Source organism: Nocardia sputi (assembly GCF_023501985.1).
Genome location: NZ_JAMFLC010000015.1, coordinates 146,476 through 165,885, shown reverse-complemented (window position 1 = coordinate 165,885; position 19,410 = coordinate 146,476). Strand labels below are relative to the sequence as shown.

Below are 19,410 nucleotides of genomic sequence, written 5' to 3'. Positions count from 1 at the left end.
GACGACGTGACCTCGACCGTGGAACTCACCGCCGAGTCGACCTCCCGTTACGCGCAGGTCCGGCCCGACCTGCGGCTGCACTACCACGAGGCGGGCGTCGGCAATGGACCGACGATCGTCCTGCTGCACGGCGGCGGGCCGGGCGCGTCCTCGTGGTCGAACTTCGCGCGCAATATCCCGGTGCTCGCCGAGCATTTCCACGTGCTCGCGGTGGACCAGCCGGGCTACGGCCGTTCGGACAAGCCGACCGAGCATCCGCAGTACTTCGTGCACAGCGCCTCGGCGCTGAAGGACCTGCTCGACCACCTCGAGATCACCTCGCGGGTGCACCTGCTCGGCAACTCGCTCGGCGGCGGCGCCGCGGTCCGGTTCGCGCTGGACTACCCGGATCGGGCCGGCAAGCTGGTCCTGATGGGTCCGGGCGGGCTGAGCACCAATCTGTTCGCGCCCGACCCGACCGAGGGCGTGAAGCTGCTCTCCAAGTTCAACTACGAGCCGACCAGGGAGAACCTGGAGGCGTTCCTGCGCATCATGGTCTTCGATCAGTCGCTGGTCACCGACGAGCTGATCGATGAGCGGTTCGCCTCGGCGAGCACGCCGGAGGCGCTGGCCGCGACCCGAGCCATGGGTAAGTCGTTCGCGAGCGCGGACTTCGAGAAGGGCATGCTCTGGCGCGACGCCTACAAGCTGCGTCAGCCGGTACTGTTGATCTGGGGTCGCGAGGACCGGGTCAACCCACTCGACGGCGCGCTGGTGGCGACCAAGCTGATCCCGCGCGCGCAGCTGCACGTCTTCGGCGGGTGCGGACACTGGGCACAGCTGGAGAAGTTCCACGAGTTCAACCGGCTGGCCGTTGATTTCCTCGCAGGCGTCAAGGAGAAGTGATGGGCATCCGTTCACTGGGCTATCTGCGTATCGAGGCGACCGACATGGCCGCCTGGCGGGAGTACGGGCTGAAGGTCCTCGGCATGGTCGAGGGCAAGGGCGCTGATCCGGAGGCGCTGTATCTGCGCATGGACGAGTTCCCGGCCCGGCTGGTGATCGTCCCCGGCGAGAAGGACCGGCTGCAGATCTCGGGCTGGGAGACCGCCAACGCCGAAGAGCTGCAGGACATTCGCAACCGGCTGGACGCGGCGGGCGTGCCCTTCAAGGAGGGCACCGCCGCCGAATTGGCCGATCGCCGGGTGTACGAGCTGATCCGGTTCGACGACCCCTCCGGCAACACGCTCGAGGCGTTCCACGGCGTGGCGCTGGAGCATCGACGGGTGGTGAGTCCCTACGGGCACAGGTTCGTCACCGAGGAGCAGGGGCTCGGGCACGTCGTGCTCAGCACCAAGGACGACAAGGCGGCGCTGGAGTTCTACCGCGACGTCCTCGGCTTCCGGCTGCGCGACTCGATGCGGCTGCCACCGCAGATGGTCGGCCGCCCGGCCGACGGCGAGCCCGCCTGGCTGCGGTTCTTCGGCTGCAACCCGCGCCATCACTCGCTGGCGTTCCTGCCCATGCCGACACCGAGCGGCATCGTGCACCTGATGATCGAGGTGGAGAACGCCGACGACGTCGGACTGGCTTTGGACCGTGCGCTGCGCAAGAAGGTCAAGATGTCGGCGACGCTCGGACGGCACGTCAACGACAAGATGCTCTCCTTCTACATGAAGACGCCGGGCGGGTTCGACGTCGAATTCGGTTGTGAGGGACTGGAAGTCGACGACCACGACTGGATCGCGCGGGAATCCACCGCGGTGAGCCTGTGGGGCCACGACTTCACCGTCGGCCAGCGGCAGCAGTGACCGAGAGGGCGAGCGAGACGATGACCGCGGACGGATCCGAGATCGATCCACGGCAGTTCCGTAATGTGCTGGGGCAGTTCTGCACCGGCATCACCGTGATCACCACCTTCGACGGCGAGCAGGCCCCGATCGGCTTCGCCTGCCAATCGTTCGCCGCCCTCTCCCTGGAACCGCCCCTGGTGCTGTTCTGCCCTACCAAGGCGTCCCGGTCCTGGGCGGCGATCGAGAAATCGGGGCGCTTCTGCGTGAACGTCCTCGCCGAACAGCAGCGCGAACTGTGCGCCCGCTTCGGCTCCCGCGAACCCGACAAGTTCGCCGGCGCCGCCTGGCACACCTCGGACCTGGAGCTTCCGGTCCTGGACGACGCCTTGGCCACCATCCAATGCAAGGTCGACACCGTCATCGACGGCGGCGACCACTACATCGTGATCGGCCGGGTCCAGTCCCTATCCGAGACCACCACCACCGGCCGCCCCCTGCTGTTCTACCGCGGCCAATACACCGCCATCGAGCCGGACAAGACCACCCCGGCCCCTTGGCGCGCCGACCTGGAGCACTTCCTCACCACGACGACGTTGGATACCTGGTTGTAGTAGCGACCGACAAGGCGCGCACCGGCTAGCTCGAGCCGAGCCACTGGTGTGGCTGGCCGGTCACCGCTGCAATGCAGTCGAAGTCGTGGTCGCGGTGCAGCAATGTCAGTCCGCGGAGCTCGGCAGTGGCGGCCACGACCAGATCGACCGGGCCCGCGCTGCGATGCAGACCCCGTTTCGTCAGCTCTCCTTGCACCGTCCAGGCTCGGTCGTACGCGCGATCATCGACAGGCTCCCAGCCGAAGATGGCCCGCACGTCATCGACCGCTTGCTCACGGTCCGCCATAGAGCGTGCGCTGAAGAAGAACTCGAGTTCGGTTATCGGGCAGATCGCGATAAGTCCGGCAGCGGCCGCACCCTGCCAGGCGAGCGCTTCGTCGTCCCGCCTGAAGAGGGGAACAAGGGCACTCGTGTCGATGAGGAACTGAGCCGCGCTCACCGACGGTATTTCCGCTTGTCCTCGAGCAGTTCCAGGTCAAACGCACCGTCGGCGACAGCATCTTGAAGACGGGTGAGAGCCAGCGCCCGACGGCGAGTCTCCAGCACCTCACGAAGCGCGGCGTTCACCGTCTCCTTTTTCGTTCCGGTACCCAGGGCCTTTGAGACATCGGTCACTAGCTGGTCATCCAGGTCGATTACGGTTCGAGCCATGACGCACCTCCGTTGATATCTTAGACTGAATAAATGATATCACCCTAGATGCATCGCGGCCACCACGGTTGCCGACTCGCCAAGCTTCACAGACGACGATGTCGCGGGACCAAAGTGCTCATTCGGTGAGCACTTCAATGGGGATTATGAGGGTAGAACAGCTTCGTACCCCAGGAGAGCACTATGGATCGACTCGATGGCACCGAAGTCCTCTTCTGCGCCGGCACCGCGCAATGGGAGGACTGGCTTGCCGCCAACCACGACCGGGCTGAGGCGGTTTGGTTGAAAATCGCCAAGAAGGGGGCGGCGGACACCACGATCACCATCGCCGAGGCTCTCGACGGCGCGCTGTGCTTCGGCTGGATCGACAGTCACCGCCGCCGCCTCGATGACGGCCACTACCTCCAGCGGTACTCCCCACGCCGGCCGAAGAGCCCGTGGTCGCAGGTCAACGTCGCCAAAGCCGAAGCGCTGATCGCCGCGGGCCGCATGCGCGCTTCGGGCTTCGCGGCCATCGCCGCCGCGCAATCCGACGGCCGCTGGTCGGCCGCCTACGAACGTCAGCGCACGGCCACCTGCCCCGCCGACCTGCGCGACGCGCTCGCCCTGAACCCGCACGCACGCAGCAGGTTCGATCAGCTCGACCGTACCGCGCGGTACGCCTACTTCCAGCGACTGATGAAGACGCGGACCTCCGCCGAACGCACCGACCAACTGCGGCGGATGGTCGCCGAACTGGCGATGTAGCCACCATTCCCGTGGCGCGACACGGGCCGCGAACGGCGCTTCCGTTCGCGGCCCGGCAGCGGTCAGGCGGAGACGGTCGCCTTCTCCCGCTGCAGTTCCAGCGCGATGTCGATGAGTTGGTCTTCCTGGCCGCCGACCAGTTTGCGCTTGCCCGCGCGCACGAGCATTTCCGCGGCCGAGACGCCGTAGCGCTCGGCTTGGCGTTCGGCGTGCTTGAGGAAGCTGGAGTAGACGCCCGCGTAGCCCATCATGAGGGCTTGGCGGTCGAGCAGGCATTCCTGGGGCATCGCGGGGCGCACGACGTCTTCGGCGGCGTCGGCGATGGCGAAGAAGTCGATGCCGGTTCTGATGCCCAGCTTGTCGCACACCCCGACCAGGGCCTCGACGGGAGTGTTGCCCGCGCCCGCGCCGAAACGCCGTGCGCTGCCGTCGATCTGCGTGGCGCCGGCGCGGATGGCGTAGACGGAGTTGGCGACGGCCAGGTCGAGATTCTCGTGACCGTGGAAGCCGACCTGCGCGTCGTCGCCGAGCTCGGCGACCAGCGCCGCGACCCGGTCGGTAACCTGCTCCAGCACAAGCGCTCCGGCGGAATCCACGATGTAGACACACTGGCATCCCGCATCCGCCATGATCCGAGCCTGCTTGGCGAGCACCTCCGGCGGCTGGGTATGCGACATCATCAGGAACCCGACCGTCTCGAGCCCGAGTTCGCGTGCCAAGCCGAAGTGCTGGATCGACACGTCGGCCTCGGTGCAGTGGGTGGCGATGCGGCAGATGGACGCGCCGTTGTCCTGCGAGATCTTGATGTCTTCCTTGACCCCGACACCGGGCAGCATCAACACGGCGATCTTCGCCCGCTTCGCCGTCTCGGCGGCGATGGTGACCAATTGCTGTTCCGGCGTCTTGGAGAAGCCGTAGTTGAACGACGAGCCGCCGAGGCCGTCGCCGTGGGTCACCTCGATCACCGGGACGCCGGCGCCATCCAACGCGGCGACGATGTCACGGACCTCGGTGGCGGTGAACTGGTGGCGCTTGTGATGCGATCCGTCGCGCAGCGAGGTGTCGGTGACGCGGATGTCGAGTTCTGCTGAGTAGGCCATGTCGTGAGCTCCTTACACCCGGGCCGCTGTGATCTGTTCGGCGATGACCTCGCCCACCTGCGTCGCGGCGGCGGTCATGATGTCGAGGTTGCCCGCGTACGGGGGCAGGAAGTCGCCCGCGCCCTCCACCTCGACGAACACCGACACCTTGGCCATACCGCCGGAAACCACCGACGGCTCGTCGAACTGCGGCTCGTTCAGCAACCGGTAGCCGGGGACGTACTGCTGGATGTCGGCGACCATCCGATTGATCGAGTCGGCGATCGCGTCGGTGTCGGCGTCCTCGGGGATGGCGCAGAAGATGGTGTCGCGCATGATCATCGGCGGCTCGGCCGGGTTCAGGATGATGATGGCCTTGCCGCGCCGCGCACCGCCGATGGTCTCGACGCCGCGGCTGGTGGTCTTGGTGAACTCGTCGATGTTCGCCCGTGTGCCCGGCCCCGCGGAGACCGACGACACCGACGCGACGATCTCCGCGTAAGGCACCGGGACGACCCGCGACACCGCCGCGACGATCGGAATCGTCGCCTGGCCGCCACAGGTGATCATATTGACGTTCGGCGCGTCGAGATTCGCCCTCAGGTTCACCGGCGGCACGACGGCCGGGCCGACGGCGGCGGGAGTGAGGTCGACGGCGCGGATGCCCGCTTCGGCATAGCGCCCGGCCGCGGCGCGGTGCACGTACGCCGAGGTCGCCTCGAAGATCAGGTCGGGCAGTTCCGATCGGCCGAGCAGCCAGTCCACACCCTCGTGCGAGGTTTCCAGCCCGAGCCCGCGCGCCCGCTTCAGGCCCTCGCTGTCCGGGTCGATCCCGATCATCCAGCGCGGCTGGATCTTCTCCGAGCGCAGCAGTTTGTAGAGCAGGTCGGTGCTGATGTTGCCGGACCCGACGATCGCGGCGGTGACGGTCCCGTTCACGGACACGACAGCCTCCCTAGGTGAATTGCAGACGGACAGAACCGAGTCCGGCGAACTCGGCGTGGAACGCATCGCTCGGACGGGCGTCGATGGCGCGGGTGCACGAGCCGGGCAGCACGATGTCCCCGGCCTTCAAACGGACGCCGAAGCTCGCGACCTTGCGCGCCAGCCAGGCCACCGCGATCACCGGGTCGCCCAGCACGGCGTCGCTGCGGCCTTCGGCGACCACCTCGCCGTTGCGGGTGAGCACCGCGTCGATCGCCTTGACGTCGATGTCCTGCGGCGCGACGCGCTGGGCGCCGAGCACGAAACCGGCGGAGGACGCGTTGTCGGAGATGGTGTCGGCCAAGCCGATGTTCCAGTCCTTGATCCGCGAGTCGATCAGCTCGATCGCGGGTGCGAAGGCGACCGTGGCGTCGAGCACATCCGCTTCGGTGCATTCCGCGCCGGGCAGGTCCGCGCCGAGCACGAAACCGACCTCCACCTCCACGCGAGGGAACAGGTAGCGGCCCGCTTCGACCGGAACATCCTCGAAGACCTCCATTTCCGCGAGCAGGTGCCCGTAGTCCGGTTCGTCCACACCCATCATCTGCTGCATGGCCTTCGAGGACAGGCCCACCTTGTGGCCGACCACCCGCGCGCCCGCGTCGAGCCTGCGCCGGATGTTGATCAGCTGGATCTCGTAGGCGTCGACCACGTCGATGTCGGGACAGCGGGCGATCAGCGGATCGATCGCCACCCGCTCGCGCTCCGCGCGCTCGAGTTCGTCGGCCAGTTCGGTTCGTACCGCGTCGGACAGCACGCTAATTCCCTTCCACAGTTGCTTGTTCGAGCGCCGAGACCTGCTCACCCGCGGCGGACCGGCCTGCCCTGCGGCCGGAGAAGACGCAGTCCGACAGCGAAAGACCGCTGACGTAGGACTTGGAGCAGACGCCGATCGCGGTGCGCCCGGCCGCGAAGAGGCCGGGAATGTCGCGGCCCTCGATGGTCTTGGCCGCGCCGGTGCGCTCGTCCACGACGACGCCGCCGAGGGTGAGCATGGGGCACGGGTTGGTCAGGCTCGGTTTGATGCCCACATCCAACAGCCAGAACGGGCCGGTGCGGACCGGATTGGTGAACTCGGCGGGCTTGCCGACCGGATCGGGGTCTCCGGTCTCGATCGCGGTGTTGTGCGCCTCGACCGTCGAGCGCAATCCGGCTGGGTCGATGCCCGCCTTGACGGCGGCTTCCTCCAAGGTGGCGCCGCGGATCGCGGTGCGCCGCATCGTCTCGAACTGGCCGCGCTGGAACCAGGCGCCCTGCTCGCCGATCTGGCCGATCGCGGTGCGCATCAGCGGGTCGTCGGCCAGCAGCCAGCCCTTGCCGTCGTGTTCGGTGATCAGCGCGTTGCCCACCGCGGCGCCGTAGCGCGTCTCGTCGATGACCCGGCGACCCACGGCGTCCACCAGCAGCGCACCGGTGAATGCGCTGGGCGGGAGCAGGAACCGCCACGCGGAGACGTTGTCCATGCGGTCCAAGGCCGCGCCGACCTGCTGGGCCATCAGGATGCCGCTGCCGTCGTCGGCGGTGGTGCCGAGGGCGAGACCACCGTGGAAGGCGGGAGCGTACTGCTGAATCATGTCGCGATTGGCGATGAACCCGCCCGCGGCGAGCACCACCGCGCGCCGCGCGAGGACCCGGATCGTGCTGCCGTACCGGCGCTCCAGCCGGGCCAGCCGCTGTTCCAGCGACCGCCGCAGCGGCGGGTAGTAGATGCCTGGTTTGGCCGCGATCTGCGCCATCCGGGTGTACCGGTCCCGGACCCGGCCGGGCGCGTCGCGCAGCGTGTGGCATTCGACGCCGATCACCGCGCCCGCATCGTCGGTGAGCAATCGGGTCACCCGGGTGAGGGTTTCCACGCGCACACCCGCTCGGGCCGCCGCCGCCGCGAGCGGGCCGGTGAGCTTCTTCCCCGACGTGCCCCTACCCTTCACACGATGCCCGCGCTGAGCGGCGGGGATGTCGCGGAACGCGCCGGAGATCTCGCTGCCCGAGTAATACAGGTAGTAGCGGTCGTTGGGGTAGGAGGTCTTGTACGGGCACAGCGAGGCTTCGAACGGGACGCCGTGCGCCTTCAGCCACTCGATCAGCTCCGGACTCTCGTCGACGAACCGGCGCAGCGTCTCAGGGGTGACCGCGTCGCCGACCTCACGCTCGAGATAGGCGTACATCGCCTCCGGGGTGTCTTCCACCCCCGCCTCCCGCTGCACGGAGGTGCCGCCGCCCGCGTAGATGATGCCGCCGGACAGCGCCGACGTCCCGCCCCCGGCGAAGCGTTCGAGCACGAGCACCTGCGCGCCCGCCTCGGTCGCTTCCAGCGCGGCCGCCGCACCCGCGGCGCCGTATCCGACCACGACAACGTCGGTGGCCAGGTCCCATTCGAGGCCCATGTACTCCACTCCGGTCTGAAACTGAAACAAGTTTCCTCGACAAATGGAACGTCGAGCAAGTCTTCTGCCACACAACATAGACCAATGGCGCGTCCATTCTATAACGTGTTCTACATGACTGATCGGGAATACGACGTGGTGGTGGTCGGCAGCGGCGCCGCCGGCATGACCGCCGCACTCACCGCGGCCCATCATGGGCTGAGCGTGGTGGTCATCGAAAAGGCCGCGCACTACGGCGGGTCGACCGCGCGCTCCGGCGGTGGTGTGTGGATCCCGGGCAACAAGGCGCTGCGCGCGTCCGGTCGGCCCGACGACCGCGAGGACGCGCGGACCTACTTGCACAGCATCATCGGCGACGTCGTGCCCGCCGAACGGATCGACACCTACATCGATCGCGGTGCGGAAGCGTTCGACTTCGTGCTCGACCACACGCCGCTGAAGATGCGCTGGGTGCCGGGTTACTCCGACTACTACCCGGAGGCGCCGGGTGGACTCGCCGCGGGACGCTCGTGCGAACCCAGGCCCTTCGACGCCAAGATCCTCGGTGCGGAACGCTTCAACCTGGAGCCCGCCTACAGCAAGGCTCCGCTGAACGTCGTGGTCACCCAAGCCGACTTCAAGCAGCTCAACCTCATCCGGCGGCATCCGCGCGGCATGCTGCGCGCCATGCGGGTCGGCGCGCGCACCACCTGGGCCCGGCTGACCGGCAAGCACCTGCTCGGGATGGGACAGGCACTGGCCGCCGCGCTGCGCAAGGGCCTGCTGGACGCGAACGTGCCGCTGCTGCTGAACACCCCGCTGACCGGGCTCATCGTCGAGGATGACCGCGTGGCGGGCGTCGAGGCCGAACACGAGGGTGAGACCGTGCGCTTCACCGCCAGGTACGGCGTGGTGCTGGCCAGCGGCGGATTCGAGCACAATGCCGAGATGCGCCACGCCTACCAGCGCGAACCCATCACCACCGAATGGACCACCGGCGCGCCCGCCAACACCGGCGACGGCATCCGCGCCGGTCTCGAACTCGGCGCGGACATCGACATCATGGCCGACGCGTGGTGGGGGCCGACGATCTTCAAAGGCGGCAAGCCCTGGTTCTGCCTGGCCGAGCGCAATCTGCCGGGCTGCATCATCGTGAACGCCGACGGTGAGCGTTTCGGGAATGAGTCCGCTCCTTACGTCGAGGCCGTGCACACCATGTACGGCGGCGAGTACGGCCAGGGCGACGGCCCCGGCGAGAACGTGCCCGCGTGGCTGGTGTTCGACCAGCGCTACCGCAACCGCTACATCTTCGCGGGACTACAGCCCGGTCAGCGGTTTCCGTCCCGCTGGATGGAAAACGACCTCATCGTGCAGGCGCAGACGCTGACCGAGCTGGCCGCGAAGATCGGGGTGCCCGAGCAGAAGCTCGCCGCCACCGTCGAACGGTTCAACGGCTTCGCGGCCACCGGAGTGGACGAGGATTTCCACCGCGGTGACAGCGCCTACGACAAGTACTACGGCGATCCGACGGTCAAGCCGAACCCGTGCCTTGCGGCGCTGGTGGAGGGCCCGTTCTACGCGGCCGAGATCGTGCCCGGCGACCTCGGCACGAAAGGCGGTCTGGTCACCGACACCGCTGGGCGGGTGCTGCGCGAGGACCGGACCGTCATCGAGGGCCTGTACGCCTCCGGCAACGTCAGCGCCCCGGTGATGGGTCACACCTACGCCGGACCAGGCGCCACCATCGGCCCCGCCATCACCTTCGGCTACCTCGCGGTGCTCGACATCGCCAAGCGCAAGAAGGAGCAGCCCGCCGCCGCCACGGCGGGAGCCTGACGACGAGATCGCGGTGTGGGTCGCGGCCGCAGACCAGCCCGACCCGGACCGCGCCGTCCGATGCGGTGGCCACGCGAACGATCCCGCCGACCGGACGACGCACTGGCGAGCCGCGGTCCCACCGCGCAGGATCGTCGGAAGGGCGCCATCGTCTCCGGCGCGGCCTGGCTCGCCGGATCGATCCACATCCATGCACAAGGAGAACTGATGCCCATCGACCCGAAGATCGCGCTCGGCGCGCAGCTGCCCAGCCGGGAGTTCGCCTGGACCCCCTCGGACGTGCAGCTCTACCAGCTCGGCCTCGGCGCGGGCACGCGCTGGACCGACCCCGCCGAGCTGCGCTACCTCGATGACCGGGAACCGCAGGTGCTGCCGACCTTCGCCACCGTGGCGGCGACGGTGCACGAGACCGAGCCGCCCGAAGTGAAGTTCCCCGGCATCGACATCGACTTGGCGAAGGTTGTGCACGGCGATCAGGAGGTCGAGGTGCACCGCCCGATCCCGGCGGCGGGAAAAGCGACCAAAGCCAGTCGGATCGCCGAAGTCTGGGACAAGGGCTCGGCAGCGGTCATCGTCCAGGAGCACACGGTCACCGGCTCCGACGGCGCCCTGCTGTGGACCGAACGCTCATCGATCTTCGCCAAGGGTGAGGGCGGCTTCGGCGGCGAGCGTGGCCCCAGCAACAAGTCCTCCTTGCCCGACCGCGCCCCGGATTTCGAGGTCACCACACCGACGTTGCCGCAGCAGGCGCTGCTCTACCGGATGTCCGGCGACCGCAACCCGCTGCACTCCGACCCCGAATTCGCCCGCGCTGCGGGATTTCCCGCGCCCATCCTGCACGGGCTTTGCACCTACGGCATCGTGTGCAAGACCGCGACCGACACCGTGCTCGGCTCGGACGCGAGCCGCGTCACCGGTTTCCGCGCCCGGTTCGCCGGCGTCCTCTACCCGGGTGAAACGATCCGCACTCGGATCTGGCGGCAGGACGACCAACTGACCATCGCCGCGACCGTGGTCGAACGCGACGATGCCCCGGTGCTGGGCGACGTCACCCTGCGATTCCGCGCCTGAGGTTCGTTTCGTGCCGCGCGACGGCACGCTGCGCCTGGGCGGGACGTCAGATTCCACTGGACGCCGGAAGTTCTCGGTCGTCACGGCCGCGTCGTGCGGCTACGCCCTGGATCACCAGGGCGTAGAGCACGACGACCAGCACCGGCGCGGCCAGCGGCGCCCAGGCCAGGCGCAGCGGGACGAGGGCGGCGCACACCGCCACCGCCGCGAAACCGACCGCTCCGGCCACCGAGGGGATCGTTGTCGGCACCACCCCGTGCGGGGCGGTCACCGTCGCGGCGTTGAGCAGATAGGTCGTGGCCACCAAACCCGTTGCGGCGGAGGCGAGCACACCGGCGTCGGCGATCGCCAGCACGCCGAGCGCGAGCAGCACCGCACAGACCGCGAGCGGCCGGAACCACCAGCCGAGCGCGACCAGGATCGAGGCGGGAATGCCGATCCACGGCTCCAGCAGTGCCACCGACGCCACCAGCAACACCCCGGACAGAACAGCGAGGAATCTGGTCATCGGCGCACCCGAACGGTCCGGCGGTGCTCCGGGAGCGCCCGCATGATCTGGTCCAGGCGGGCGTCCTGCGGCCATGCCACGATGTCGACGCCGACGGTGCCCATGTCCCGGTACATCGCCGCGCGCTCGAGCTGCCACATCTTGGCCAGGATCGGGTCGAGGTGCTCGTGGAACGGCGTGCCGCGCAGCACGTCCACCACGACCACCACGTGCCCGCGCTTGCGCAGGTCGATCAACGCGAGCGCGAACTGGGTATCCAGCAGCGTGGAGAAGGCCACCACGATCGCGCCGAGCGGTACGGCGGCGTGCGGTGCGAGGGTGCCGGTGGTCGGAATGTGCTCGTCGCCGACGTCCAGCACGGTGTCCACGATGCGGTAGAACTGGCGGCGCCCGATATCCGGCCGCAGCCAGCGCGGTTCCCGGCCGAGGCAGACCACCGCGGTGCGATCGCCCGCCTGCAAGGTCGACTGCACCACCTGCGCCGCGCCGCGCACCGACAACTCCAGCGAGTCGGTGGCCGGTCCCGGCGCCTGCTGGGAGGTGTCCACCAGCACCACGACGTCCGCGGAACGGTTGGTCAGCCGCTCGGTGACATACAGCCGCCCGCGCCGCGCGCTCACCGGCCAGTTCACGATGCGCAGCTGGTCACCGGGCGCGTAGGCACGGATGTCCGCGTATTCGACGCCGGGACCGTGCCTGCGGGTCAGGTGGGTACCGAGCCGCTCGGGCAGTTCGGTGCGCGGCAAGCGCATCCGCTGCGGATCGGTGATCGGGTACACGAACAGCTGGCCCGCGGGCAGCACCGCGGTGGCGACCGCGAGCCCGGCCGGGCTCAGCGCCGACACCCGCACCGATACCGGGTAGCGCCCCCACCTGCTCGCCGAGAGGGCCAGCCGCAGCCCGGCGGGCGCGACTCCGGAGTCACTGGCCTCCTCGACCTGGACTTCCAGCCCTGTAGCGCCTTCCGGTTTCAGGCGCAGCAGCGCATGTCCCTTCTCGACGAAGGCGGCGACGGTGAGCACCACTTCCTCGGTCTCGAAACAGCGCAGCGTGCCGCCGCCGTCGACCTGGATCCTGGTCGAGGACTGCTGCCACGGCGCGGTGGCCAGCACGCCGAGCAATGGGGCGGCGAACACCAGCAGCTGCCATCGGCCGAGGACCACCGCGAGCACCAGTGCCGCCGCCGCACATGCCGCGAGCATGAAGACCAGCGGCGCGGGTCGCCACCGCAATTCGATGTCGACCGCGGAGCTGGCGTCGCGGTGCCTCATGTCACGGTGGCGCGCGGGACGGGCAGACGGCGCAGCAATTCGGTGATCACGTCTTCGCCACGGATGCGGCGCACCCACATCTCCGGCCGCAGCGTGATCCGGTGCGCCATGGCCGGGACCGCCAGCGCCTTGACGTCCTCTGGGATCACGTAGTCGCGGCCGAGCAGCAGCGCCCGCGCCCGGGACATCTGCACCAGGTCCAGTTCCGCGCGCGGGCTCGCGCCGACCTCCACCTGCGGATGTCCTCTGGTCGCGGAGGCCAGGGCGACCACGTAGCTGACCACGTCGGGATGCACGGTCACGTATTCGACGGATTGCCGCATCTCCAGCAGCCCGTTGGTGTCCACGACCTGGTTGACCTGCGGCTGCTGTGCGCCGCGCTCGAGCCTGCGCCGGATCATCTGCGTCTCGTCCTGCTCGGACAGATACCCCAGCCGCAGCTGGATGGCGAACCGGTCGAGCTGGGCCTCCGGTAGGGGGTAGGTGCCCTCGTACTCGATCGGGTTGTCGGTGGCGAGCACGACGAACGGCTGCGGCAGCATGAACGTCTCGCCGTCGATGCTGACCTGCCCCTCCGCCATCGCCTCCAGCAGCGCGGCCTGCGTCTTCGGCGGGGTGCGGTTCACCTCGTCGGCCAGCAGCAGGTTGGTGAACACCGGACCGCGGCGGAAGGTGAACCGGCCGGAGGACATGTCGTAGATCGTCGAGCCGAGCAGATCCGCGGGCAGCAGGTCGGGGGTGAACTGCACGCGGTTGAACTGCAACCCGAGCGCGGCCGCGAACGATCTCGCGATGAGCGTCTTACCGAGGCCGGGTAAGTCCTCGATCAGCACGTGCCCACCGGACAGCACGGCGATCATGATCAACTGCAACTCGTCCTGCTTGCCGACCACGACCCGGGACAGCTCCCGGAGCACGGCCTCGCTGCGCTGGATGGTCACGTCCATCGGCATGGTCATCTGTGTACCCGCACTTGCCTCAACCCATTTCACATTCTCTGCAGGCGGCTCAGGATCTCGTCCAGCGCCGCACGTCCCGGTGCCCTGCTGGTCTGATCACGAAGGGCCGAATTTGCTGGGTCCACCCAGCGCCACAGTTCGGGCCCGAATTGATGGATGCCCGCCGCTTCGACCGCCCTGCGGTTCTTCGCGACCCGTTGGCCGCTGGACAGTTCGAACTCTTTCGCCAGCAACGGACGCAAGTGCCGGTCCCAATCGGCACGAGTTCCGTCCGCGCGGTCCGCGAGCATCTCCGCCCTGGCGTGCCAGCGTTGCAGCATCTCAGCGGGACCGTTCTCCATGTCCTCGATCGAGTCCTCGGCCCCGGCCCCGGAGCGCTCGCGCAGCGACCAGACCAGCCAGCCCAGTGCCACCGCCACCGGGATCCCGGTAACGATCAGCAGCAACCCGCGGGCGCGCTCGACTGCGACCAGCTCGATCAGCGCGACGACGATCACACAGGCGACCACCACCCCCATTCGATTCACGCCGCGTCCTTCCCCGGCCGACCGTTCACGCGGGAACCTCCCCTTGCAGATCGGCGAGCACGATGCGCAGCAGTTGCTCGGCCCGCATGCGCTGCCATTCGAGCATGGCGTGCGGGCTGAACCTCGCCTCCTCGAACAAGGCGACCAGCTCGCGGGCGGACGCGTCGTGCAGCGCGCCGCGTTCGAACGCTCGGGCCAGCACCTCCATCGGAGTGTCCGAGATCAGCGGGGCGGCGGCGCGATCGGAGGCGAGGCCGCGCTCCATCGCGACGTAGCAGGCGATGATCGCGGTGCGCGGGTCCTGACCGGGGGCGTTCATCGCGGCCAAGCCCATCTCGGCCGCGCGGGCCAACGAGTCGGCCACGGTGGGCGCCGCCGGAACCGACTGCGCCGGGGCGGGCACCGGCCTGCGCCGCGCGGACACCGCGACGACGACCAAACCGCTCATCGCCACCGTCAGCAAGCCCGCCGCCGCGATCGCGGCCAGCACCAGCGCCGTGCCGGTCAGCTCCGCCGGCGTCGGGTCGTATTCGGCGGGCGGCGGGGCTCCCTGCTCCGGCGGAGTGCCCGTGGTGGTGGCAGGCGCGGCCGGGCGCGCGGGCTCGCTCGGTGTGCTCGCGCCGATGAAGTAGATCGCCGACGCGGCCGCGAGCAGCACCGCCAGCAGCGCGAGCGCTCCGAGCACAGCCAGTCCGACCCGCCCGAGACGCCACTGTGCGCGCTCGTCCTCGCGTTCCGGCTCGGGCATGGCCAGCGGCAACCGGTGCTGGCTCGCGATCACCCCCGCCAGCAAGATCACTATCGACACGGTGAGCAGCACCGGCATGAGCGCGACCGACAAGGCGGAGGGAGCGTGCCTGCGCGGCTCGGCCTCGGTAATTCCTGGGATGTATCCGTGCAAGGCTATGGCGGCAAAAGACAGCAGCGTGATCAGCACGATCACGCGCGATATCGGCGCTCGCGCCCTGCTCACTGCGTACCACCAATTCTGAGTACTGCACAAAACAGCCACATAGTTACATGCCGGGCGGTCGGCTCGGGATGGAATGGAATACTTCGGAGTTCCTCCTCTTAAACCGCGACTGTGCACCGAAGGCGACAGGTCGCTCGTGGCGGCTGCGACTACCGGGCGATAGCGGGCAATGACTGGGACAATTCACAAAGTCGGCTCGTCAAACGTGATATATCCGGCACTTCCCGGACGTCGCGCACCAGCTCGCCGAGCGCCGCGGACGCGACGACGGTGAGTTCACGGTCGGTGTCGTAGAGAACATCGACCAGGTTCACGAAACGCATCGTCCAGTCGGGCGGAACTTCGCGCAGCGGTGGTACATCCCGTATTTCCCAGCGCAGAAATCGTTGGGCCAGTTCTACATAATCCGCAGCGGAGGTTGGGACTCCGCACAATGCGGCGAAGTCGACGACGAGCAGGTCGTCACCTTCGGCGATAGCGTGCAAACTTGCGGCGGCGAGGGGAATTTCGAGGCGCGGATCGTTGTCCTGTTGCGCCGCATCGCGTTTCCGAGCGTCGACGGTCGCATCCGGTGGCGTCTTCCGAGCCGCGCGCGGCCCCGGGGCCACGACGTACCGTCCCGCCGCGAATCCGGTACGGCAACCACGGGAAGCCAGGGCGCGATAATCGGTCCCGCCGTCGACGGCCACCACGTCCATGTTCGCGAGAATCAGCTCGATCGTCGGAACGAACCGGTCGTGGAACAGCGGATTCGGCAGCAGCGCGGCCGGCGGATAGTTCGAGGTCACCACCAGTGCGACGCGGCGGGCGAACAGCGCGCCGAGCAGTCGGGCGATCAGCATCGCGTCGCCGATGTCGTGCACATGGAATTCGTCGAAGCAGATCAGCAGGGCGTCACCGAGCAGGTCGTCCACCGCGGCGTCGATCGAGCCGTACCGGTGTGCGGCGGCGTGCAAGCGGGCGAAGAACTGGTGGAAGTGGAAGCGACGTTTGCGTTCGGAGGCCACCTCGGCGAAGAACCGGTTCATGAGCATCGTCTTGCCCCGGCCCGGCCCACCGTAGAGGTAGACGCCCCGATGACGCCGGACCGGCCTACCGCGCCGATCGACCAACTCCCGCAACCGCTGCGCCGCCCGCACCTGGTCGGCGTCCCAACCACTCACATCGGGTTCCATGCCATCTCCTTGTCCTCTACATTTGTAGAGGACGGGGCCGCGCGGCGGCCAGGAAGGGTGATCATGTCCACAGGCGACCGGCGCGTGCTCCTCGTCGACACGGCCATCGAACTGATCGCGACACGGGGACTGCGGGCGCTCACGCACCGGGCGCTGGACTCGGAACTGGGATTGCCCGCCGGATCGGCCTCCTACTACTTCCGCACCAAACGCGCCCTCGTCGAGGCCATCGTGGACCGGATCACCACCCGTTCCCGCGAGGATTTCGCCGCCGCCGAGTTCACGCCGACCGGCGCGCCGAATGCTCGATCGATCGCGGAGGCCATCGCCGCCTGGCTCGACCGGCTACTGGCCGAGCGGCGCGCACACCTGATCGCTCGGCACGCGCTACTGGTCGACCTGCTCGATGATCACGACCTGCGTCCCCGGCTCGTACACAGCCTCTTCTCCCCCGACCGCGCCCGGGACCTCTTCCGCGCCATGGGCGCACCCGACCCGGACAGCAGAGCCGACGACTTCGTCGCGGTCGTGGAAGGGGCCGTCTTCGACCGTTTCGCGGGCAATCGCAGCTCCCTGCGGCCGGACACGCCGGAGAGCGTGCGGCAGCTCGCCCGCCTGCTCGTTTCTCACCTGAGCGCGTGACCGCTGCGCTCAGTTCGGCCAACCCCGCTGGCTGTAGGTCTCGCCGGTGCGGTAGCCGCGGATGCCCGCGGCCGGATACGGGATGAGCGTGGCCGGAAGGTCTGTGAGGGGGAACCAGCGGAGCTCGTAGGACTTGTCGGGCTCGCGATTGACCGGCTCACCCGACCAGCGGCGAGTCTCGAAGAACAATCCGATCCGAGCTTCCCGCCCGGAACCGACGACGTGCGCGGTATGGACGTGCCGCAGAGCCGCCGGGTCGATCACCACGCCGACCTCCTCGCACGCCTCGCGAACCGCCGCGGCGAGCGCCGACTCCCCCGACTCCAGCTTTCCGGCCGGCAGATGCCACAAGCCGTCGAACTCGTCCGCGCTGCGCCGCCTGCTCAGCAGCAACTCCTCGCCGCGCAGCAACAGCACGTGCACATCAACCAGATGCCGATCCGCCACCGCCCTCAACCTACGCTCCCGGAACGTTCACCCGAAACGCTTCGCACACGCCGCACGTTCTCCGCACCGGCCGTGGCGGGTGCGAATCGAGCGGCGGCATGTGCGAGGACGGTTCAGTCGGCGGTGAGGACCAGGCCGGAAGTGGGAACGCCGGTGCCCGCGGTGACCAGGATGTTGGTCAGGTCGGGTACCGGATTGACCGAGTTGCCGCGGATTTGGCGCACGGCTTCGGCGATGCCGTTCATGCCGTGGATGTACGCCTCACCGAGTTGTCCGCCGTGGGTGTTGAGCGGCAGCCGTCCACCGACCTCGATGGCGCCGTCGGCGATGAAGTCCTTCGCCTCGCCCCGGCCGCAGAACCCGAGTTCCTCCAACTGCATGAGGACGAACGGGGTGAAGTGGTCGTAGAGGACGGCGGCCTGCATGTCCTGCGGACGTAATCCGCTCTGTGCCCACAACTGGTCGCCGACCAGGCCCATCTCCGGAAGGCCGGTCATGGCGTCGCGGTAGTAGCTGGTCATCACGTACTGGTCCGCGCCGGAACCCTGCGCGGCGGCCGCGATGACGGCCGGGCGCTGCGGCAGGTCGCGGGCGCGCTCGACGCTCGTCACCACGATCGCCACGCCACCGTCGGACTCCTGGCAGCAGTCCAGCAGGTGCAGCGGCTCGGCGATCCACCGGGAATTCTGGTGGTCGGCCAGGGTGATCGGCTTGCCGTAGAAGAAGGCGGCCGGGTTCACCGCGGCGTGCTTGCGGTCGGCGACGGCCACTCGGCCGAAGTCCTCGCTGGTGGCGCCGTAGACGTGCATGTAGCGCCGGGCGACCATCGCCACCTGCGCGGCCGGTGTGCCCAGCCCCTGCGGATAGGACCACCCCGCGTCGATGCCCGAGGAGGTGGGCGCGGTGGCCAGCGCCGTGGAGAACTGCCCGAACCGCGACACCGACCGCTCGTTGAACGCGCGATAGGCCACGACGACGTCGGCGATGCCGGTGGCCACCGCCATCGCGGCCTGCTGGATGGTGGCGCACGCCGCGCCGCCGCCGTAGCCGATGTGGCTGAAGAACTTCAAGCGTGGAATGCCGACCGCCCTGGCGACGGCGGCCTGGGTGTTGGTGTCCATGGTGAACGTGGTCAGCCCGTCCACGTCCGCGGGCGTCAGGCCGGCGTCCGCCAGCGCGGCGGTGACCGCCTCGGCGGCCAGCCGTAGTTCGCTGCGTCCGGAGTCCTTCGAGAAATCGGTGGCGCCGATGCCAACGACGGCCGCGCGGCCGGAAATACCCTGCTCAGTCATCGGCCCGCCACAACGCGATGACGGCCGTGGCCGTGATGTGGTCGCCGAGGCTGTCCTTGCCGACCACGTCGATGTGGATGTCCTCGCCCTCCAGCGCGGTCACCGTGCCGGTCAGCGTCAGCGTGTCCCCGGCGTACAAAGGCACGCCCAAGCGCAGCGCGATCGACTTGACGACAGCGCGCGGACCCGCCCAGTCCGTGACGAAGCGCTGCACCAAGCCGGTGTCGGTGAGGATGTTGACGAAGATGTCCTTGGAGCCGCGGGCGACGGCCTTGTCCCGGTCGTGGTGCACGTCCTGGAAATCCCGGGTGGCCAGGGCGGTGCTGATCACGAACGTGGGGTCGGCATCGATCACCAGCTCGGGCAACACCGTGCCCACCCGCACGGACCCCGGTTCGACGGCGGCGGTCACACTGCCTCCTTCCTCGCATGAGCGGAGCCCTGCGTGGTCACGCTGCGCTGCCTCCTCCGGGCTCGACCGCTCATGCCGGGTCCTTTCTGC

General features: G+C 68.6%; 22 protein-coding genes. 7 read left to right on the top strand and 15 right to left on the bottom strand.

All coding sequences use genetic code 11. From position 1 onward, the window contains the following. Positions 1–6: 6 nt before the first annotated feature. The 3 genes from hsaD to hsaB are packed head-to-tail and all read left to right on the top strand — an operon-like array spanning position 7 to position 2,383. On the top strand, positions 7–885 hold the full coding sequence (gene hsaD, locus M8859_RS20390) for a 4,5:9,10-diseco-3-hydroxy-5,9,17-trioxoandrosta-1(10),2-diene-4-oate hydrolase (protein WP_159924679.1): 879 nt from the start codon (positions 7–9) through the stop codon (positions 883–885). Further along, positions 885–1,790, top strand: coding sequence for an iron-dependent extradiol dioxygenase HsaC (gene hsaC, locus M8859_RS20385; RefSeq protein ID WP_043718694.1), 906 nt, complete (start codon positions 885–887; stop codon positions 1,788–1,790). Before hsaD ends, hsaC begins: the two co-directional genes overlap by 1 nt. 20 nt (positions 1,791–1,810) lie before the next feature. Next, the gene (gene hsaB / locus M8859_RS20380; RefSeq protein WP_159924677.1) at positions 1,811–2,383 is read left to right on the top strand and encodes a 3-hydroxy-9,10-secoandrosta-1,3,5(10)-triene-9,17-dione monooxygenase reductase subunit; all 573 of its coding nucleotides are present in this window, start codon (positions 1,811–1,813) and stop codon (positions 2,381–2,383) included. Positions 2,384–2,408: 25 nt separating this feature from the next. On the opposite strand, the gene M8859_RS20375 is transcribed toward hsaB, so the two are convergent. Both M8859_RS20375 and M8859_RS20370 read right to left on the bottom strand, forming a co-directional pair. Next, complete coding sequence (locus M8859_RS20375) at positions 2,409–2,822, bottom strand: PIN domain nuclease (RefSeq protein ID WP_159924675.1); 414 nt, start codon at positions 2,820–2,822, stop codon at positions 2,409–2,411. After that, positions 2,819–3,034: a type II toxin-antitoxin system VapB family antitoxin gene (locus tag M8859_RS20370; RefSeq protein ID WP_195070257.1), complete on the bottom strand. Its 216-nt coding sequence runs from the start codon at positions 3,032–3,034 to the stop codon at positions 2,819–2,821. The genes M8859_RS20375 and M8859_RS20370 overlap by 4 nt, the downstream gene beginning before the upstream one ends. A 183-nt stretch (positions 3,035–3,217) precedes the next feature. On the opposite strand from M8859_RS20370, the gene M8859_RS20365 reads away from it, so the two are divergent. Next, on the top strand, positions 3,218–3,781 hold the full coding sequence (locus M8859_RS20365; protein ID WP_249644701.1) for a YdeI/OmpD-associated family protein: 564 nt from the start codon (positions 3,218–3,220) through the stop codon (positions 3,779–3,781). Positions 3,782–3,843: 62 nt separating this feature from the next. Here M8859_RS20365 and dmpG read toward each other — a convergent pair whose 3' ends face one another. The 4 genes from dmpG to M8859_RS20345 are packed head-to-tail and all read right to left on the bottom strand — an operon-like array spanning position 3,844 to position 8,228. Continuing rightward, positions 3,844–4,881 (bottom strand): 4-hydroxy-2-oxovalerate aldolase, encoded by a 1,038-nt coding sequence (gene dmpG / locus M8859_RS20360; RefSeq protein WP_159924670.1) that lies wholly within the window; start codon positions 4,879–4,881, stop codon positions 3,844–3,846. A 12-nt stretch (positions 4,882–4,893) separates the two neighbouring features. Further along, on the bottom strand, positions 4,894–5,799 hold the full coding sequence (locus M8859_RS20355) for an acetaldehyde dehydrogenase (acetylating) (protein ID WP_159924833.1): 906 nt from the start codon (positions 5,797–5,799) through the stop codon (positions 4,894–4,896). Positions 5,800–5,815: 16 nt separating this feature from the next. Beyond that, on the bottom strand, positions 5,816–6,601 hold the full coding sequence (locus M8859_RS20350) for a 2-keto-4-pentenoate hydratase (protein WP_249644700.1): 786 nt from the start codon (positions 6,599–6,601) through the stop codon (positions 5,816–5,818). Between the two features lies 1 nt (position 6,602). Then, a complete protein-coding gene (locus M8859_RS20345) occupies positions 6,603–8,228 on the bottom strand; it encodes an FAD-binding protein (protein WP_249644732.1) in 1,626 nt (541 codons plus the stop codon). 114 nt (positions 8,229–8,342) lie between these two features. On the opposite strand from M8859_RS20345, the gene kstD reads away from it, so the two are divergent. Further along, a complete protein-coding gene (gene kstD, locus M8859_RS20340) occupies positions 8,343–10,043 on the top strand; it encodes a 3-oxosteroid 1-dehydrogenase (protein WP_159924666.1) in 1,701 nt (566 codons plus the stop codon). Positions 10,044–10,250: 207 nt separating this feature from the next. Beyond that, on the top strand, positions 10,251–11,114 hold the full coding sequence (chsH3, locus tag M8859_RS20335) for an enoyl-CoA hydratase ChsH3 (protein WP_249644699.1): 864 nt from the start codon (positions 10,251–10,253) through the stop codon (positions 11,112–11,114). A gap of 46 nt (positions 11,115–11,160) precedes the next feature. Here the strand turns inward: chsH3 and M8859_RS20330 are convergent, their stop codons facing one another. The 6 genes from M8859_RS20330 to zapE form a co-directional block, all read right to left on the bottom strand. After that, positions 11,161–11,622: a hypothetical protein gene (locus tag M8859_RS20330; protein ID WP_159924655.1), complete on the bottom strand. Its 462-nt coding sequence runs from the start codon at positions 11,620–11,622 to the stop codon at positions 11,161–11,163. Continuing rightward, a complete protein-coding gene (locus M8859_RS20325) occupies positions 11,619–12,893 on the bottom strand; it encodes a DUF58 domain-containing protein (RefSeq protein ID WP_159924653.1) in 1,275 nt (424 codons plus the stop codon). Before M8859_RS20325 ends, M8859_RS20330 begins: the two co-directional genes overlap by 4 nt. After that, positions 12,890–13,852 carry an AAA family ATPase gene (locus tag M8859_RS20320; protein WP_159924651.1) on the bottom strand — a complete coding sequence of 321 codons (963 nt, stop codon included), beginning with the start codon at positions 13,850–13,852 and terminating at the stop codon, positions 12,890–12,892. The genes M8859_RS20325 and M8859_RS20320 overlap by 4 nt, the downstream gene beginning before the upstream one ends. Before the next feature lie 29 nt (positions 13,853–13,881). Beyond that, complete coding sequence (locus M8859_RS20315; protein ID WP_159924829.1) at positions 13,882–14,370, bottom strand: hypothetical protein; 489 nt, start codon at positions 14,368–14,370, stop codon at positions 13,882–13,884. 34 nt (positions 14,371–14,404) lie between these two features. Then, positions 14,405–15,352 (bottom strand): DUF4129 domain-containing protein, encoded by a 948-nt coding sequence (locus tag M8859_RS20310; RefSeq protein WP_195070255.1) that lies wholly within the window; start codon positions 15,350–15,352, stop codon positions 14,405–14,407. Between the two features lie 149 nt (positions 15,353–15,501). After that, positions 15,502–16,527: a cell division protein ZapE gene (gene zapE / locus M8859_RS20305; RefSeq protein ID WP_159924649.1), complete on the bottom strand. Its 1,026-nt coding sequence runs from the start codon at positions 16,525–16,527 to the stop codon at positions 15,502–15,504. A gap of 63 nt (positions 16,528–16,590) precedes the next feature. Between zapE and M8859_RS20300 the strand changes: the two genes are divergently transcribed. Further along, positions 16,591–17,169, top strand: a complete 579-nt coding sequence (locus M8859_RS20300; RefSeq protein WP_159924647.1) for a TetR/AcrR family transcriptional regulator — start codon at positions 16,591–16,593, stop codon at positions 17,167–17,169. A 9-nt stretch (positions 17,170–17,178) separates the two neighbouring features. Here the strand turns inward: M8859_RS20300 and M8859_RS20295 are convergent, their stop codons facing one another. The 3 genes from M8859_RS20295 to M8859_RS20285 all read right to left on the bottom strand — a co-directional run bounded on the left by M8859_RS20295 (position 17,179) and on the right by M8859_RS20285 (position 19,320). Beyond that, positions 17,179–17,616 (bottom strand): NUDIX hydrolase, encoded by a 438-nt coding sequence (locus tag M8859_RS20295; protein ID WP_159924645.1) that lies wholly within the window; start codon positions 17,614–17,616, stop codon positions 17,179–17,181. A gap of 113 nt (positions 17,617–17,729) precedes the next feature. Next, positions 17,730–18,908, bottom strand: a complete 1,179-nt coding sequence (locus tag M8859_RS20290) for a lipid-transfer protein (RefSeq protein ID WP_159924643.1) — start codon at positions 18,906–18,908, stop codon at positions 17,730–17,732. Further along, complete coding sequence (locus M8859_RS20285; RefSeq protein WP_159924641.1) at positions 18,901–19,320, bottom strand: MaoC family dehydratase; 420 nt, start codon at positions 19,318–19,320, stop codon at positions 18,901–18,903. Before M8859_RS20285 ends, M8859_RS20290 begins: the two co-directional genes overlap by 8 nt. Between the last annotated feature and the right edge of the window lie 90 nt (positions 19,321–19,410).

Coding starts and splice junctions, on each gene's coding strand:
- hsaC (WP_043718694.1), top strand. CDS start 885: ATGGGCATCCGTTCACTGGGCTATCTGCGTATCGAGGCGACCGACATG.
- hsaB (WP_159924677.1), top strand. CDS start 1,811: ATGACCGCGGACGGATCCGAGATCGATCCACGGCAGTTCCGTAATGTG.
- M8859_RS20370 (WP_195070257.1), bottom strand. CDS start 3,034: ATGGCTCGAACCGTAATCGACCTGGATGACCAGCTAGTGACCGATGTC.
- M8859_RS20365 (WP_249644701.1), top strand. CDS start 3,218: ATGGATCGACTCGATGGCACCGAAGTCCTCTTCTGCGCCGGCACCGCG.
- dmpG (WP_159924670.1), bottom strand. CDS start 4,881: ATGGCCTACTCAGCAGAACTCGACATCCGCGTCACCGACACCTCGCTG.
- M8859_RS20345 (WP_249644732.1), bottom strand. CDS start 8,228: ATGGGCCTCGAATGGGACCTGGCCACCGACGTTGTCGTGGTCGGATAC.
- kstD (WP_159924666.1), top strand. CDS start 8,343: ATGACTGATCGGGAATACGACGTGGTGGTGGTCGGCAGCGGCGCCGCC.
- chsH3 (WP_249644699.1), top strand. CDS start 10,251: ATGCCCATCGACCCGAAGATCGCGCTCGGCGCGCAGCTGCCCAGCCGG.
- M8859_RS20330 (WP_159924655.1), bottom strand. CDS start 11,622: ATGACCAGATTCCTCGCTGTTCTGTCCGGGGTGTTGCTGGTGGCGTCG.
- M8859_RS20325 (WP_159924653.1), bottom strand. CDS start 12,893: ATGAGGCACCGCGACGCCAGCTCCGCGGTCGACATCGAATTGCGGTGG.
- M8859_RS20320 (WP_159924651.1), bottom strand. CDS start 13,852: ATGACCATGCCGATGGACGTGACCATCCAGCGCAGCGAGGCCGTGCTC.
- M8859_RS20315 (WP_159924829.1), bottom strand. CDS start 14,370: ATGGGGGTGGTGGTCGCCTGTGTGATCGTCGTCGCGCTGATCGAGCTG.
- zapE (WP_159924649.1), bottom strand. CDS start 16,527: ATGGAACCCGATGTGAGTGGTTGGGACGCCGACCAGGTGCGGGCGGCG.
- M8859_RS20300 (WP_159924647.1), top strand. CDS start 16,591: ATGTCCACAGGCGACCGGCGCGTGCTCCTCGTCGACACGGCCATCGAA.
- M8859_RS20290 (WP_159924643.1), bottom strand. CDS start 18,908: ATGACTGAGCAGGGTATTTCCGGCCGCGCGGCCGTCGTTGGCATCGGC.